This window comes from Nocardiopsis sp. YSL2 (genome assembly GCF_030555055.1).
Classification (GTDB): domain Bacteria; phylum Actinomycetota; class Actinomycetes; order Streptosporangiales; family Streptosporangiaceae; genus Nocardiopsis.
This window is the reverse complement of sequence record NZ_JAMOAO010000001.1, coordinates 3,728,399-3,744,787: the sequence shown is the minus strand read 5'-3', so window position 1 is coordinate 3,744,787 and position 16,389 is coordinate 3,728,399. Positions and strand designations below refer to the sequence as shown.

The 16,389-nt window shown below is 70.4% G+C and carries 11 protein-coding genes; 3 read left to right on the top strand and 8 right to left on the bottom strand.

Features of this window, described 5'->3' with window-relative positions:
* The first annotated feature begins 76 nt into the window (after positions 1-76).
* Positions 77-628: a thymidine kinase gene (locus M1P99_RS16665; protein WP_304453537.1), complete on the top strand. Its 552-nt coding sequence runs from the start codon at positions 77-79 to the stop codon at positions 626-628.
* 7 nt (positions 629-635) lie between these two features.
* Here the strand turns inward: M1P99_RS16665 and M1P99_RS16660 are convergent, their stop codons facing one another.
* The 4 genes from M1P99_RS16660 to M1P99_RS16645 all read right to left on the bottom strand — a co-directional run bounded on the left by M1P99_RS16660 (position 636) and on the right by M1P99_RS16645 (position 5,607).
* Positions 636-1,403 carry a hypothetical protein gene (locus tag M1P99_RS16660; RefSeq protein ID WP_304453536.1) on the bottom strand — a complete coding sequence of 256 codons (768 nt, stop codon included), beginning with the start codon at positions 1,401-1,403 and terminating at the stop codon, positions 636-638.
* Positions 1,396-2,481 carry an NlpC/P60 family protein gene (locus M1P99_RS16655; protein ID WP_304455722.1) on the bottom strand — a complete coding sequence of 362 codons (1,086 nt, stop codon included), beginning with the start codon at positions 2,479-2,481 and terminating at the stop codon, positions 1,396-1,398. The genes M1P99_RS16660 and M1P99_RS16655 overlap by 8 nt, the downstream gene beginning before the upstream one ends.
* Positions 2,482-2,582: 101 nt before the next feature.
* The gene (locus tag M1P99_RS16650) at positions 2,583-3,257 is read right to left on the bottom strand and encodes a hypothetical protein (protein WP_304453535.1); all 675 of its coding nucleotides are present in this window, start codon (positions 3,255-3,257) and stop codon (positions 2,583-2,585) included.
* A 19-nt stretch (positions 3,258-3,276) separates the two neighbouring features.
* Entirely contained in the window at positions 3,277-5,607 is a 2,331-nt protein-coding gene (locus M1P99_RS16645; RefSeq protein WP_304453534.1) for a type IV secretion system protein, read from the bottom strand.
* A 790-nt stretch (positions 5,608-6,397) separates the two neighbouring features.
* Here M1P99_RS16645 and M1P99_RS16640 point away from each other — a divergent pair.
* Together M1P99_RS16640 and M1P99_RS16635 are read left to right on the top strand one after the other, a co-directional pair.
* Positions 6,398-7,450 carry a hypothetical protein gene (locus tag M1P99_RS16640; RefSeq protein ID WP_304453533.1) on the top strand — a complete coding sequence of 351 codons (1,053 nt, stop codon included), beginning with the start codon at positions 6,398-6,400 and terminating at the stop codon, positions 7,448-7,450.
* Positions 7,451-7,681: 231 nt separating this feature from the next.
* The gene (locus M1P99_RS16635) at positions 7,682-9,505 is read left to right on the top strand and encodes a serine/threonine-protein kinase (protein ID WP_304453532.1); all 1,824 of its coding nucleotides are present in this window, start codon (positions 7,682-7,684) and stop codon (positions 9,503-9,505) included.
* Between the two features lie 104 nt (positions 9,506-9,609).
* On the opposite strand, the gene M1P99_RS16630 is transcribed toward M1P99_RS16635, so the two are convergent.
* The 4 genes from M1P99_RS16630 to M1P99_RS16615 form a co-directional block, all read right to left on the bottom strand.
* Positions 9,610-10,902 carry a hypothetical protein gene (locus M1P99_RS16630; RefSeq protein ID WP_304453531.1) on the bottom strand — a complete coding sequence of 431 codons (1,293 nt, stop codon included), beginning with the start codon at positions 10,900-10,902 and terminating at the stop codon, positions 9,610-9,612.
* A 245-nt stretch (positions 10,903-11,147) separates the two neighbouring features.
* Entirely contained in the window at positions 11,148-12,326 is a 1,179-nt protein-coding gene (locus M1P99_RS16625) for a hypothetical protein (protein ID WP_304453530.1), read from the bottom strand.
* Positions 12,327-12,646: 320 nt separating this feature from the next.
* The gene (locus tag M1P99_RS16620) at positions 12,647-15,109 is read right to left on the bottom strand and encodes an ATP-binding protein (protein WP_304453529.1); all 2,463 of its coding nucleotides are present in this window, start codon (positions 15,107-15,109) and stop codon (positions 12,647-12,649) included.
* Between the two features lie 189 nt (positions 15,110-15,298).
* The gene (locus tag M1P99_RS16615; protein WP_304453528.1) at positions 15,299-15,958 is read right to left on the bottom strand and encodes a DUF1524 domain-containing protein; all 660 of its coding nucleotides are present in this window, start codon (positions 15,956-15,958) and stop codon (positions 15,299-15,301) included.
* Positions 15,959-16,389: the final 431 nt, after the last annotated feature.

Here is a 16,389-nt window from a genome sequence, read left to right as displayed (position 1 = left end):
CTGGTATCTTCACTGCTGGCCACGGCACCAGCCGGGGCGGCGGCGACGGCACAGCGCCCGCGATCGAGGAAGAGGCATGGCGGAGCTGAAGTACTTCACCGGGGCGATGAACTCGGGCAAGAGCACGATGGCTCTGCAGGAACACCACTCACGCGGCGGCGAGGGCGTGCTCTACACGAAGCAGGACCGTGCAGGCGAGGGGATCATCTCGTCGCGCCTCGGCCTGACCTCCCCGGCCGTCGAGGTCGGCGACAACCTGGACCTGTACGACGACATCGCCGACCGCAAGGCCCCGTACGTGATCTGCGACGAGGCCCAGTTCCTGTCGCACAAGCAGGTGGGCCAGTTGGCGGGAGTCGTCGACGGCATGGGCATCGACGTGTACTGCTACGGCATCCTGACCGACTTCCAGGGGCAGTTGTTCCCGGGTTCCCAGCGCCTGGTCGAACTCGCCGACAAGATCGAGGTCCTGCCCGTGTCGGCTCGCTGCTGGTGCGGGAGCCGGGCGACCCACAACGCCCGCGTGGTCGACGGCGTCATGATCTACCAGGGCGAGCAGGTCCACATCGGCGGCAACGAGTCCTACGCCACCCTGTGCCGCCACCACTTCATGGCCGGCGTCGCCTGACCAGCACCTACTCCGGAATCCAGTACTCAAAGCCGTGGCCGAGGAAGTTCGTTATCTTCCTGGCTTCGGTCCGGAAGGTGTTCTCGGGAACAGCACCGACAGATCCTTCGACCTGGTCCTCGAAGCGAATAACATACACAGCGCTCTTGGCTTGAACCAGAAGTAGATAGACGGACTGCCCCTGCTCACCCGAGCCATAAACGGAATACGATCTCGGCCCGAAGTCGGCACTGCCCTCGGCCTCTACCTCTGACACGCCTTCCGCCAGCCCAGAACGACTTTCCTCGAATTCATTCGAAGCAAGCTCTTCCGGGGATCTCCCACCCTCGGCGTCGATGATCGCATCATACTTGAATTCGAAGTCCCAGGGCGTGGATCCACCAGATGGAGTGATCGTCCAAAGGCAGTCGTCCCGAACGACCCTCGACGCACCCTCGATATCCGGTTCACCACCGGTCTCGGTATCCACATAGTCTTCACCACCGTCCACTCGCGTGGTCGTAATCGTGGTGAGTGGATCAAGGTTGTCGTCGCAAACGTTCATCTCTTCTGCTGCGAGGGAAGAACGCGCTTCTCCGATCTGCTCCGCAGGTCCTGTGCCGGTTTCGGCAGAGGCTTCGATCCCCGACGATGCGGCGTCGAACAACGTACTGATGACCAGTACGAGCACCCCGAAGACACCGAAGGCGGCCAAGGTTCCGCAACCGAAGACCGCGGCCGCCGCGCGCCAACCGTGAAGCCCCTTCTTCGGAGCGGCGACCTTTTCATCAGCCACGGTTATCCTGTGCCTCCAGCTGGGCCTTCACGTCCGGATGCTCGAGCGGGCGGGTGAATCCCACGATGTCCGCACGATTGGGGTTATCGTACTCCCGCACCGCGATCGGTCCACAGTCGGTGCACCAGGCTTCGACCATCAGACCATCGCCGATCACCATGCCCATATGGCCTGGCCCCGGAGGCTCTCCGGCTCTGGTCACATCGAAGAACACCAGGTCACCCGGTTGTTCCTCCCCCTGCGGAATCTCCGGGCCGAATCCCCACTGGTCCTGTGACACCCGGGGAATGGTCGCGCCGATGCTTTCGTAGGCCTTCATCGTCAGCCCGGAGCAGTCGTAGCCGTTCGGCCCGGTTCCACCCCAGATGTAGGGCTTCCCCCGCTGGTCCAGGGCCCAGTCGATGACCGCCTGTGTGAGTTCGTCAGGAGCACGGCCGATAGGAACGCCTTCCGCGTCGAGCTCGCAGAGGACGGCCGTGCGGACCGAGTCCGTGGTGTTGAATTCGCCGTCGGAGTACTCCCCGGCCCACTCCATGACGTCGTCCACGTACCACCAGGCGTGGTTGTATCCGTAGATCGCCTGTCGAACGTCGTCGGCGAGGCCGTGGGCCAGCAGATAGTCCGCGGCCGCGGGGATCGCGTCAGCCGGATCGTAGACGTTCACGATCCCGTCCCCGTTGCCGTCGAGCCCGTATCCGGTCTCCGGCCGGTCCTCGACCGCTTGGACGGGCTCGCCACCCCAACTGTTCCCCGCCGCCGAGCCGTCGAGCGAACCGAACTGCATGGGCCCGGCCGCGCCCCAGTCGTTGTGTCCCTCGGTGATCCCCGGGCCCTCCCAACGCCCGTGATGGGACTCCACCTGACCTACGCCCGCGAGGATGTTCCATGGAATCCCTCGGTCCTCCCCGACCTCCTGATAGATCTCCAGGTAGTTCTCCGGGATGGAATCCATGGCGTAGCCGCTCGCGTCGGGCTGATCGGCGTCCGCGTTCGGCGCACAGACGAGACCGTTGGCCAGCATCGAGCCGACCTGCTGTGTCGAATTCGAGATCACCGGGATCACGAACATGGCGAGCATGATCGTGAGCGTGACCCCGATGACGGCCGCGGCGCCGACCCACAGACCCGCGGCGCCCTTGTCAGACCTGGTGGGGGTGATGAAACGGGGGAACAAAAGAGTCACTCCTCCCCGAACTGTCCAGCGTCGCCGGGTTGAAAGTCGAAGACCCTCCACCGGTTCCCACTACGAACGACGGTGACGGCGAACTCCCCGAGCTCCTCATCGAACTCGGCGTCACCCGTCTCCGTGATGGACTGGACGGTCACGACGAACGTGATGGAGTCTTCACCGAAGGTCCTGACCCTGTCGACCTCCGCACGCCCCTCGGCGACGGCCTCCACACCGGACATCTCCTCCCAGAAGGCTCCGGCGCGCGTCGCCTCGGACAGGACTCCGGCGTACTCGGGGGTGGCCAGATCCTCCATCGCGGCGTAGTAGGACTCCGGAGACTGGGTGTAGTCGATCGTTCCGTAGGCCTCGCCGAAGGCACGCGCCGTAGCGCCGGCGGCTCGGAACTCCGCCTCGCTGAACGGCATCCAGTCGAAGACGTCCAGATCGTCCTCGTCCGTCGTCTCGATCGGACTGGGGGCCACCGTGGACAAGCCGCCCAGCCCACCGCTGTCCTCCGGTCCGGCCGGAGGGGGGCCGGAATCCGGTGGAGCGGCCGCCGGTTCCTCCTCCGGCTCATCTCCCCCGAAGCCCCCGACACTGAGATAGAGGCCGAAGGCGACCAGCACGACGACAAGTCCGATGAAGACCGCCCGCTGGGCGCGTTCGGGGAGAGGGTTCGGCATGGGTCGGGGCCTTTGTCCGTCAGTCGTCGTTCAGCCAGAAGGGCACGTCGCGCTTGCGGTCCCTGCTGTTGGAGGAGCTGGTCTCCCCCCAGAAGGGGGTGATGGGAGCATTGTCCTTGCGCTTGCCGGATCCGGTCAGCCAACCCCCGTCGCCGTCGCTCCGACTGCCGGCCGGGCCGGGCGCCGGCCGGGCCGGTCGCTGGGGGGCGGACCGCTCACGCCGGTCACGCGGGGCTCCCCAACGGGAACCACGGCTCCCGAAGCTCCCCTTGGCCGGCGTTTCCTCCCGGCCGTTGAAGATCCCGCGACCCGTACCGGGGTCGGGCCGCTCCGCACCGGCAGCACGCCCAGGAGCAGACGGACGGTCGCCGCCGACGGCCGGGGCTCCTCGTCCGCCCCCGTCCTCATGACGGCGCGAACCACCACGATCTCCGCTGTCGGAACCGAAGACGGAAGCCCAACCGCTGTCCCCGGTCCCGGTGTATCCGCCACTCGGCCGAGGCGGGATAGCACCACTCCCACCACCGTTCAGCGTCGGCGCCTTGTCGCCGCTTCGACTCGCACTCGCTGTCCGTGATCCGCTGGCGGCAGTGGTCTCACGGTTCATCCGGAGCGGAGGCGGAGAGCCGTCGCCTCGGACCCGGCCATAGCCGGCAGTGCCTCGTACCCGGGTCCCATCACCGCGCACCGGCCCGCCCTCGGCCTGTGGGTCTTCTCCCACTGCCCCTTCCATCGCACCGGCCGCACCTCCGGTCCCAGCCGGGACTCCAGCGGCGGCACCGGCGACCATCGGCGCACGGCGTAGGCCCCAGGCCTGGGCCTTGAAGTTGGCGACCGGGGGCAGGACCGCCGCGCTCCTGCTGAGGGCGCGGCTCTGCGCCGCGTCGCTGACGATGCGGGAGGTGAAGGTGTTGGCGTTCACGGAAGCGAAGAGGTAGGCGAACGGCTTTCGGTAGATGAAGAGCGCCAGGGTGAACAGGGCGAGCAGAATCATCTGCAAGCCCCATCCAAGACTGGTGGACATGACCATCCCGTAGCACATGACCAACAACGAGATCAGGAGAACGACGAAGATCTGCTTCAGCAGGAAGCCGATCATCAACTCCACCCAGCGCAGCAGGACCATGCGCCCGTAGCCCGGATGGATCCCGATCAGGAGGAAGATCGGCGCGAACAGGAAGAGGAGCAGGAACCCGATCTTCAGAACGATGAGAGCTATTGAACCGGCAAGGATCAGGCCACCTGCGAAAATTGATGCAAAAAGCGCAAGTGTCGCCACTCCGAGACGACTGCCTTGATCCTCTCCAGCAAAAAGCGGGTAGACGCTAGGGAAAGAGGACTCAACGTTCGAGGCAATCGCCTCGTAGTTCTCCTGTTTATCTTCTAGAAGCGTCGTAGCGTCAAGCTCTCCATCAGATATCTGTTGCTGCTCCACTCGGCTGATTCCCTGCGCCGCGATCAGTTCCGTCGCGTGCTCCTGAGAAGCAATCTCCGCGATGTCCCCGTTGCCGAACTGTCCGGCGACCCAGGGTTGGCACACCAGGCTCGACCACAGCATGTCGGCGTTGCGGCGCACCTGGAAGTCCGCCTCGGACTCCCACGCCGCCCGTTCCGGTGCTTGGGCCCCGGCCGGACACGAGCCCGACCCGCCTCCGTAGGGAACCTGGCCCACCGTGCTGGTCACCAACTGGCTTCCGGAGTTGACCAGGCCGCTGGACAGACCCATCACCTGGGCCGGGTTGACCAGGATCCACATGCCCAGTGCCGTGGCCGCCACCATCCAGATCGTCGATTCGATGGTGAGGGTCATCCGCTTGCGGATGAGGCCGAACCACCCCAGCCACAACGCGCCCAGAATGACCACCGTCGGAATGAGCGGTCGCCAAATGCCCTCGCGGAGCGTGACGACGACGTTCTCGACCAGTTCGTTGAAGCTGGACAGAAGACCGTCGGACGTGGCCGCCTGGTAGACGGTGATCGTGGACTGGTTGATGGTCTGGGACAGGTCCCAGGCCGTGTTCGCCAGCGTCGCCTGGGCGCCGTTGGAGATGCCGTCCACACACGACTCGGTGATCATGTGCCATTGCGTCCCGGCCGTTCCGTACTGCCCGTACATGCTCGCGTCGGGAGGCAGTCCGTCCGGCGATCCCTCGATGGCCGACTGGGACTGCGGCGGAACCAGCAGTCCGTCGGAACCGCTGCCCGCCGATTCCGGCAGGGGCGCGGGCTGTCCAGGGCACAACGGGTTCGCGTGAGCGCTGGTGAGCGGCAGCACGAGGAAACCGACTAGCAGGAGGAACGTCATCAGTAGGCGTCGCCAACCCCGCCGGTGGACGTGCTGATGCGTCATCTGCTGGCTCCTGCGTCGTGGTCCGTGCCGAGGGACGATGGCAGACTCGGGGCCCGGGCCGCGCGCACGCCGAACTGTCGGCCACCCGCGACGGTGGACCCCCGCATGTCTCTACCCCATCATCCATGGTGCGCCATCCCCGGGTTCAGGCACGAGAGCAACGCGACCGGTTTTGCCGTTCCCGTCACGGACGCACTCCTCCCCATGGGGACATATCGGGCGTGACTTACTGTTTCCGCAGGTAGTGGACATGATCGGCCTTCCGAAACGCCCCAATACCCCTAGGCCACAATTTGGTGGCCCGCAAGCGAGTATGAGCGGCATCACACTCATGTTCTCGGCGAAAAGTGGACACCAGATGATCAATCGGACTGGGCCGCCGTCCCCAGAACACCTTCCGTGAGAACCCCAGTCATGGTTGGCGCAGGGCCGAAACCCACACGCGGAGCGACCCGCACCGCGAAGACATTCGGTTTCCGACGCACATGAGGCCTGGTGTTCATTCCACGTACACCTTTGATTCATCCGCGGGTACCTCCGCGCCCCCGGAGCGACCGCCCCCGGCCCCCCGGCGGTTCGTGGCGAGGACGAGCGCTCCCGTGGGTGGACGCCGTGAAGGTGCCCGCGGTGAGGGAACGCCGGTGAGCGTCGCCGAAGGGCCGACCGGCCGAGGGCAGGGGTGGTCGATGCCCGCTGAACTCCTCCGTTACCGTGGCGGCGAGGAGGAGTGCACGACGCGGGGCCGACTCGGAGCGGCCCTCGGTTCCGAACCCCGTCGGGCACCTCCCACGTGCGGATCGAGTGGGAATCGGGGTTCATCGTGCAGGTCGGCTCCACCCCCGCACCACCCGCGCGCACGGCTCCGACCCGAACGGCCCGGGCCCTCGCCCTGCTCCTGTGCGGGGTGCCCTACGCACTCTGTCTCGGTCTGGCCCCGACAGCGCTCTCGTGGTCATGGGACACGCTGTTCCAGGGCGGCCGCGGGATCGCGCACGACCTCGTCTTCTTCGCGGGAACGGTCGTGCTCGCCGCCGCCGGCCTGGCCCTCCTGACCGTCCTCCTCCGAAGGTCGGGGGTCGTGCGGCCCGCGACCGCGGCCGGGTTCCTCACCGCCGCGGGCATGGCCGCCTGGGCCCAGACGGCCGTCACCGACCGCCTGGCCAGCGCTCCCTGGTCGGTGGGCACGGCGGTGGCCGCGGCTCTGGCGGCGGCCGTCGTCGCCGCGGTCGTCGCGGCGGCCGGTGAGCGCCGGCCCTGGCTCGTCGTGTGCGCCCTGGTCGGTCTGCTGGTGCTGCGAGCCATGGCGGAGGCCGTCGTCGGAGCCCAGGTCCACGAGAGGACCCTCCGCGCCACCGAGGCGACCTACGCCGCCTACCCCCACGACATCGCCCTCCTCGACGACCCCGCGTGGGAACCCGTCGGCACGCGGCTCACGGAGGCCGGCCACGCCTTCGTTCTCACCTACGAGGACGGGGACGGACAACGGGTCGTCCTCACGAGCGCACCCGCGGAGTCCTTCCTCGGCGGTCGGCCGGAGCCCCTCCGGTCCGGCTGCGACACCGCGACGTGCGAGGAGAGCGGGGGTGTGGTCCTGCTCGCGTCGGGCGCCGCCGGGACGGGCGGGCCTGACCTGGCCCGCAGGGAACTCGCGCCCGGCTTCTACGCACAGCTGTCGACGGCACCGGAGGCGCGCTCGCGCCCGGCCGCGGACGGGTCAGCCGGACCTCGCACGGCCGACCTCACCGCCGACGATCTCGTGCGGCTCTCCGGCCGGGTCCGGATGGACGGGGACGGTGACCGCGAGGCGCTGGCCCGCGACGTCGTGGCGCACCACGAGTGGTGAGGCGCCCCGCACCGTCCAGTCCCGGCCCCCCATCGGCCTCCGAAACACCCGTGCCGGACGCTGACCACTACCGGTCACCTGTCCCACGGGGCCGGTGGACGTCCGGCACTCCGGCTTACAGTGGGATTCGTCCGTATAACGTCGGCGGCCGCCGTCGAGCGCCGCGGTAGGCCTCTTCTTGGATAGATTGGCCTGCGCATCGTCCCCCACCGCCAGAAGGGATGCGCCCCTATGTCCTCCCCCGGTCGCTCCTCCGTCGGCCGATACGAACTACGGGAGCGGCTCGGCGCGGGCGGCATGGGCACGGTCTGGCGCGCGTGGGACCCCGCGCTGCGGCGCGACGTCGCCGTCAAGGAGGTCAGACTCCCCGACGGCATGGACCCGGACGAACGCGCCGAGGCACACGCCCGGTCGATGCGCGAGGCCCAGGCGACCGCCCGGATCCACAGCGGCGCGGTGGTGGCCGTCCACGACGTGCTGGACGACGGCGAGAGCCCGTGGATCGTCATGGAGCTGCTCAGTGGCCGATCCCTGGCCCAGTACGTGGAGCAGCAGGGCCCGATGCCCGTCGAGCGCGTCGAGGAGGCCGCACGGTCGCTGCTGGGCGGGCTGAAGGCGGCGCACGCGGCCGGTGTCACCCATCGGGACGTCAAGCCCGCGAACATCATGCTGACCGATGACGACCGGACCGTGCTCACGGACTTCGGCATCGCCAACGTCGACGGCAGTACCGCCCTGACCCAGACGGGCGTGTACATCGGTTCTCCGGAGTACATGGCCCCCGAGCGGTTCGAGGGTGAGCGGGCCCTGCCCGCGTCCGACCTGTGGAGCCTGGGTGTCACGCTCTTCGCGCTGGTCGAGGGCCGGTCGCCGTTCAAGCGGGACAGCATCACCGGTGTCATCACGGCCGTCCTGACCGCCCCGGTGCCGCCACCGCTGTCCGAGGAGTCCACCCGCGGCGGTGCGGCGGGCGCTCCCCTGCGGGACCTCATCGCGGCCCTGCTCAACCGGGACGCCGCCGCGCGGCCCGACCCCGACCAGGCGCTGGAGCTGTTGAAGCGCGCCAAGCTCGCACTGGGGAGCGGCTCCGGCGGCACCGTCGGCGGACCACAGGCGCGGCAGAGCGGGGCCGGAGGACGTCCTCCGGCCGGGCCGGGGCCGCACACGCCCAGCCCGTTCGGGCGGCCCGGAGGTCCTCCGACCCCGCAGACACCGCCACCGGCCCCGCCGACCGCACCGGCCCCGCAGCCGCACCCGCAGCCGTTCCCCCCGGGCTACGCGCAGGGACCGCAGTACCAAGGCTCCCCAGAGGCGGGCCGGCCGACGGGTCCCCAACAGGGCGCGGGTCCCCGGCCGGGGATCGGCGGGCCGTCCGGTCCGGTGCAGGGGCACACGGGTCAGGTCGGGCCGAACCACCCGGGCGGATTCACGCCCGGGAACACCGGGACCGGCTACCTCCCGCTGCCGCCTCAGGGTGCCCAGGCCGCGCCGACGGCGCCGGTGGTTCAGGGCGCCCCGGGAACCGGGCCGCAGCAGGGCGCGCCGGGAACCGGGCCGCAGCAGGCCGCGACCACGCGGTTCACCGCCGATCCGCGCTACGGCGTCCGCGGGGCGGAGCCGAACCGCGGTGTGCCGGTCCGGGACGGCGCCAAACCGGTCGCGGTCATCGCCGCCTCCGCCATGCTGGGTGTCAACGCGCTCTACCTGATGGTCCTCACGGCGCTGTTCATCGCCGAGGTCCTGGACGGTTCCGAGGAGTACGGGTGGGGCACGGTGGCGGCGCTGGGCGCCTGGGGGCTGTTCGCGGCCTTCGCCGCCGTGGGCCTGATGACCCGCTCGCGCCTGCTGTACGGCGCGGTGGTGATCGTGCAGGTCGTGGTGGCGGTGCTGCTGGTGTTCACGCTCTTCTCGGTACTGGTCTACTCGCCCGAACAGCTGTGGCTCTACGCCCTGATGCTGGTGTTCCAGTTGGTCATCGGGGGCCTCCTGCTCATTCCTCCGAGGTCGCGGGCGTTCTTCGGCTTCGGCGAGGCCTTCGGCCGGGCCCACCGCTGACGCCAACCCGCGCGCCGGACGTGGGCCGTCCCGACGCGGCTCCACACCCGACGGCGCCCCGGCGCGCCCTCCGCGTGCGGCGGCAGCCCGCGGCCGTCCCGCCCTCACCAGGTGGTGACGGCCAGCTCCCCCAGCTCGTCCAGCGCCAGACGGCGCTCGTCGGCCAGGACGCGCACCATCTCCTCCGCCTCCGACGTGGTGACGAACCGGCCGCGTGACAGGCGCTCCTCGGGGGAGGGGCTCTCCATCCACAGACGTGGCCCGGCCTCCCACATCATCTGCACGCAGGACTCGTCAGAGGCGAGGAACACCGCGAAGTTGCCCTCGGCCGGCGTCAGCCGGTGCACGAGTTCGCGCGCGGCGGCCGTCTCCATGGGCTCCGCGCTCTGGATCCCGCCGATCCCCTCCGCGGTGCTGTCGTCATAGATGGCGTCGACCATGCCGGTGTGGGACGACCGGGCGTCCTCCTCGGGCCAGACGCCGCCGACCGCCCACCGGCTGAGGGGTTCCTCCAGGCGTTCGCGCGGCAGTGTGCGGCCGTCTCCGAGCACGCGCAGCAGGTCGAAGTCCCGACAGATCTCGATCGTGTGCCCGCGGTCGCTGGTGAGGGTGGCCGCGTGCCCCCGCGGCAGCCAGGGCAGCACCATCCGCGCCAGTTCACGGACGGTGACCCGCCCCCGGTAGTGGGTCATCCAGGCGGGCGGTGACTCGTGCCGGTAGGAGACCTCGACCGCGGGCTCGCCGTCCACGGCCGGGCCCGGATGAGCGGCTCCGCGCCCCCACCGGCGGCGGCGCCAGTCCACGGCGACGTCGAGCTTGGTGGCCGGGTCGCCGTTCCAGGTGACGGTGAGGCCGTGGGCGCGCAGGGTCTCGGCGATCTCCTCGCCGACGGCGGCCCGGCGGATCTCGTGGGTGGCGCCGAAGCCGACCATGAGGCTGCCGTCGCGTACCGCGGCCCGGGTGTCCTGCTCGTGGTAGAAGGCGTAGCCGCGGATCGAGGGGCCTCCGGGAGCCTCCTGGTGGACGAGGGACTCCTGGCGAAGGGAGTCCTCGGCGCAGGTGTCGCAGCAGGTGTGGTCCTCGCGGGCGATGATCCCGGACTCGTCGAGGGCACGGAAGGCACGGGTGAGCCGTTCGCTGTCGGTGCGCGAGCGCCAGCGGCGCTGCCGCTGGAGGTGGGCGTCCATGGCGTCGTCGACGTAGGAGGCGAGGCCCTCCAGGGCCGCCCGGACCTCCGGCCCGTCGGGGTCGGTCCCGCGTTCGAGCGCGTCGAGCAGGCGGCGGCGCGCCCCCTGGCAGATGTCGACGTAGCCGCCCTGGCCGGTGGCGAGCAGGGTGGCGACGCTCTCCTGAGCGGTGGCGCGGAGGTGGTCGACGCGTTCCCGGACTTCACTCATGCGGCCAATATGTCAGAGTTGCCGGGCCCTCGAGACGGTGTCCCGTGCCGATCGCTGTCCGCATCCGGTCAATCACGCGGACCGGTGACGCCCGGTGCCGGCGCCCCGGCCGTCCGCGCGTCGCGGGGCCGCGCGACGACCCTCCGCGGCGGTTCCGGGAGCACCGGAGACCCCGCCCGGAGCCCGGGGTACGCTCCGCGCAGGGGCGCCCCGCCCCTCCGTGCCGGGCCCGACGCGGCGGGGCCTCACCCGGGGCCCGGGGCACCCCGCCCTCCGAGCGAGACCGCTCCGCGAGCGGTCTCGCCCGCCGCGTGCGCGTGCTCCGGCACGGACTGGCTCCGGACGAGCGTGTGCTCGCTCAGGCGCCGGACGTGCTCGTCGCGGACCTCGCGCGCGAGGCCGGCGGTGGTGGAGAGCTCCGCCACCGGACTCGGGGACGTTCCGAGGAAGGCCGCCGACGCCGCGTGGTCGGCGTACTCGGCGGTGGAGTCCAGCGCCTCCTGGCACTGCTCCCACTCCCTGTGGGCGTCCACCGCGCGTTCCACCAGCCGCCCGTACTCGGCGATCTGGGCCACCCGGGCGTGCACCGCCTCCTCCACCGCGTGCAGGTGCTCCCGCTGCGGTTTGAGGGCCTCGCGCACCCGCGGGGAGACCGCCCGCTGCCAGCGGCGCAGGTGGGCTCGGCGCAGTTCGCGCTGGCGGGCCAGGAGGGCGGCGATGCGCCACTCCTGGTCGCGCAGGACGCTCAGCGCCCGGTCGGTGTCCAGGGAGTCGCCGCCGCGGAAGACCGCCTCGGCCTCCTCGACCCGGGCGATGACGCTCTGCACCGTGGCGAGGTGTACGTGGTCAACCTCGCTGATGTCGTCAGGGGTGATGACGGCGGTCCTCTCCCGCTCCCCCGACGCGAACGCCTCACGCGAGGTGACGGCGTCGGCCGCCACCATGGCCACGAGTACACCGAACACCAGCCACGGCACGCCCATGGCCGGGTCCTGCGGGGCGACGTCGGTCAGCCACGCCGGGGTCGCGGCCACCGCGCCCGCGCCGACGAGTCCGCCCGCCCACCGCGTGACCCGGTGGGCGTCCCCGCGCAGGCCCAGGGTCGCGACGAACGCCACCAGGCTGATGGTGGCGATGACCATCCCCAGGTACCACCCGGCGGTGACCAGGGCCAGGCCCATGGTGAAGCCCACGCCGACCACCTGCGCCAGGCCCTCGCGCAGCCGGGCCGAGCGGGTGGTGGTGTCCTCGACCGTGCCGCAAGGGAAGGGTAAGGGCTCGGGGCCGCGGCCCCGGCGCAGCCGTTCGCGCTGGGCCGGGGGGAGCTCCGGGTCGACGACGGGGCGGGGTCGGAGCCGTCGGCCCGCCACCGGGGGCGGCGGGAGGGAGGCGGGTGGGCGTGGCCGGAAGACGTCCTCACTCATAGGCGGTCCCGTGTGAGTGGTCGGTCGGTCGCGGTGAGGCGACGGGGGCGGACACCGGGCGGAGGAACCCGGCAGGGTAGGAAATGCCCATCCGAAGCACGCCCCGAACATGGCGCCGCGCACGCCTTCGCCGCCACGCGTGCGGTGCGCGCGCCGAACCCCGGCCGCCGGGCGTGCGACCTGCGGGGGCGGCCGCCGACACACGCGCCGAACCCCCGCTCCGACCGGAGGGGCCCCGGAGAGCCCGTTCGGGGAGAACCCGTCCCGGAGGGGTCCGCCGCCCGACAGGCGCTCCTGGGAAGGTTCGCCCCTCCCCCGCGCTACTGCTCGGGGGCCGACGTCCGGACGAGGTTCTCCGGGCCCGGGTGGCGGCGCGTCGGGTTGGTGTCCAGCCAGCGCAGCAGGTCCTCCGAGACCAGGTCCACGCCGATCCGCCCGGACCGGCCGTCCAGGTCGCGGAACAGGCACTCGCCGTTGCCCAGGTTGCGCAGGACCGCCAGGTGGTCCTCCGTGGGTTCCACCCCCAGCAGCGCCATCACGCTCTCCACCTCGAAGCGCTCACTGGACCGGAAGGCGAACACCGACGACAGGCAGTTGGTGACCTGCTCGTTGAGGAGGTCACCGGCGTTCTGCGACACCAGGATGAGCGCGGTGTTGCGCGACCGCCCCATGCGCGACACCTCGGGGACGAGCTTGGCGCCCTCCGGCGTGGAGGTCACCGCCCACGCCTCGTCGAGGAAGATCGCCTTGGGCAGGTGGCGGTCCAGCCCGTTCATGAGGCGCCGGGCGAACTGCGACACCAGGTACAGCAGGGCGACCGACAGCCGCTGCTCGTAGGAGTAGTCGTCGCGGCCCACACCCGAGTCGGGCAGGGTGAGCCCGCCCAGGGTGAAGACCGTGGTCCACCCCTCGGTGTCGATCCGCGCGTCCCCCTGCGGGTCGAAGCACAGGCTGGCCAGCCGCATCTCCGACATCGACTGCAGCACGGCGCCGAGGTTGCGCGAGGCCGGGTCGGAGGAGGCGACGAGGTAGTCGACGACCTTCGCGAGCGAGGGCTGGGGCTGGTTGGCGACCGCGGCCACCGCCTGGATCATGGCGGACTCGCGTTCCTCGCTCATTCTCGGCAGGAGCAGGCGCAGGGTCTCGGTCGCCATGGTCTTCTTGGCGGGCAGGTCGTCACCGAACGCGAACGGGTCCAGCAGGCCGGGCTCGGCCGAGCCCAGGGACATGATGCGCGCCTTGCGGCCCCGGTGCTTGAGGAGCTCCACCAGGGACTCCGCGTCACCCTTGGGGTCGATGGCGGCGACGGTGACACCGCGCAGCGCGAGCTGGTAGATGAGCAACAGGGCCAGCGTGGTCTTGCCGCCGCCGGGCTCGCCGGTGATGGCGATGGCGGTGGGACGGTTGCGGGCCGCGGCGACCATGGGGTCGAAGTGCACGATCGAGCGGGCCCGTCCGAGCGTCTCGCCGATGTAGGGGCCGACCCAGCCGCCGCCGCTGTGGTCGACGCGGTCGCCGACGTCGACCGTGGCGGTGGGCATGCCACCCGCGATCGTGCGCAGGGGCTGGCGCTGGGCGTAGGCGTTGAGCCGGATGCGGTCGCCGGGCAGGGACTCGTTGAAGAGCGCGAACTGGTCGCCGGTGGAGTTGATGACGTCGATGCCGATGTCGCGGTAGTGCTCCACGACCGCTTCGACGTGCTGCCCGAGCAGGCGCTCGGTGGGCGCGGACACCATGAGCCGGTGCCAGCCGTAGACGAACGGCAGGCGCTCCTTGGTGATGCCGTGCTCCAGCATGCGGGCGGCGTCGATCTGTTCGGCGAGCGCGATGGGCGCCTCCACCCCGGCCTCGCGGATGTGGGCGTCCATGTCGCGGGCGTGCGCGAGTTTGCGTCCGACGTCCTTGCTGGCCTTGGCGGGCGGGATGAGCTTCATCCGCAGGGACATCTCGACGGGGAAGGGCAGCGCGTCGGCGTGGTGCAGCCAGGGCTCGCCGTCGGGGAAGGGCATCAGGTCCGGGAAGCGGGCGAAGGACAGGAAGGCCACGTGGGTGGAGCCGGCGGGCTGCTCCAGGCGCAGCGAGGAGCGGCCGTTGTGCACGACTCCGTCGACGAGCGCCTCGATCTCGCCGCGCCCCCAGGTGCGGCGGGCGGCGGCGGAGGGGCGCACCTCCTCCGCGGTGCCGCTGACGGCGTGGCGGACGAGCCAGGCGATCTCGTCGGAGGTGGCGTGGCGGGCGTGCAGGGAGCTGGCGGCCAGGGCGCGGCCGAGGCGCTCGGACTGGTCGGTCCAGCGGGCGATCTCCTTGTCGTCGATCGCGTCGTCGTCGATGCCCAGGGCCTGCTCGGTGCGCTGGTAGGCGCCCAGGAGCTGGGAGAACAGGCCGAGTCCCGCTCCGGCGTTGCGCTGGCCGAGGCGGACGCCGAGATAGACCTCCTTGGTCCAGAAGTCCTTCGCCCAGACGTGGCGGTAGGTCTCGTCGAGGTAGTCGTACCAGCCGGGCCCGGCATCGGCGGTCGCGTCGAGCTCGGTGGCCCACTGCGCCGCCGGGTAGGTGCGGTGGGCGACGCGCAGGTGGACCTCCGCGTCGTTCATCCGGATGGCGGCCAGGGCGATGGTGATGTTGGTGGCCAGGCCCTGGCGCTCCTCGGGGGTGGTGAACTCGTAGGACACCGTGGGCAGGCGGAAGTAGGCCCAGGCCTCGCTGTCGCTGAAGAGCACGCGGTCGTCGAAGTAGCGGACCGCGAGACGGGTCGCGCCCCGTGTCCCCCTGGTGCCGGTCATCTGTGCCCTCCTGGTCGCGTCGCCCGCCCGTGCTCACCCCATAGTGGAGCATCATCGGGAGGGTGAGGAAGCGGACGGGGTTCCGGCGCGCCCCAATCCTGGAAGTGGAGCCGCCCGCGACGGTGGCGGGTGGGCACGGAGGGGCGCGCGGCCCGCACCGGCGGGGCCGGGCGGGCCGCGCCGCCGGGGTCAGCAGCGGGTGTCGATCGTGTTCTGGATGGCGGACCTCTCGGTCGGGGTGACCGTGAGGTCGTAGCGGTACTTCACGTTGACCCAGGACTTGACGTAGTCGCAGTGGACGGCCGTGTTCGGCGGCATCCACTCGGAGGGGTCGCTGTCGCCCTTGGAGCTGTTGCTGGAGGGCGTGGACAGCCAGAGCTGGGAGGACTCCACGTCATTGGCGAACTCGGCGCGCCGGCTGGTCGTCCAGCTCGCGGCGCCCGTCTTCCACGCCTCGCTGAGGGCGACCATGTGGTCGACGCTGATCCGGGACGGGTCGTCGTGGACCCAGGTGTCGTCGAAGGCGCTCCACCAGCTGCCGCTGGTCGGCTGGCATCCGGAGTCGGTGACGACGTCGTGGCCGTCGCGTTCGAGGACCACCTGCCGGGCGGAGCACGGGGACTGGATGTCGTTCCAGTGCGGGAAGAGGCTTCGGTCGTAGCCGGTCTGGGGACCCTTGGCCCGGACGGTGAGGGAGTCGAGCTGGGTCTGGGCCGCGGACGTGCTGGGGATCGCGGGCGGCAGGACGTGGTCGGCGGCGGCGGGCGCGGCCCAGCCGAGCACGACCGCCAGAAGGGCGGCCGCGGCCGATGCCAGGGCGCCGTGAATGACACGGGGAAACGGGGGCACTGTCACTCCTCAGAAGCGGGTGAGGGAAGCGGACCCCACTACTGTGCGGTGACCCTGGGCTTTGTGCCAGTACCCCTGGGCCGAATTCCCCAGGAATGGCGAGTAACGCGCGCCGCACATTGAACCAGAGTTTGCACCATTTTTCAGTGGTCTAGCGCACACTGAAAGACAAGGCCCCGACCCGGCACCCCGACGGGGAGTCTCGCAACCGGACGACCTGGAACAACTCACGTACCGGAGTGGTGCCGAACACCCGGGGTGACACCACGCAGGTGACAGCGACTCAAGGAGGATGACCTACGCCGAGCCCATCGGACGGCCATTCTATTTTCGCCCATATAGTATAACTCTCATACCCAGTAACACCATCGACAAACACACGCCGCAGAAGGATGCCGGGAAAGGCGACTTCTGATTTGTTAAGTTCACGT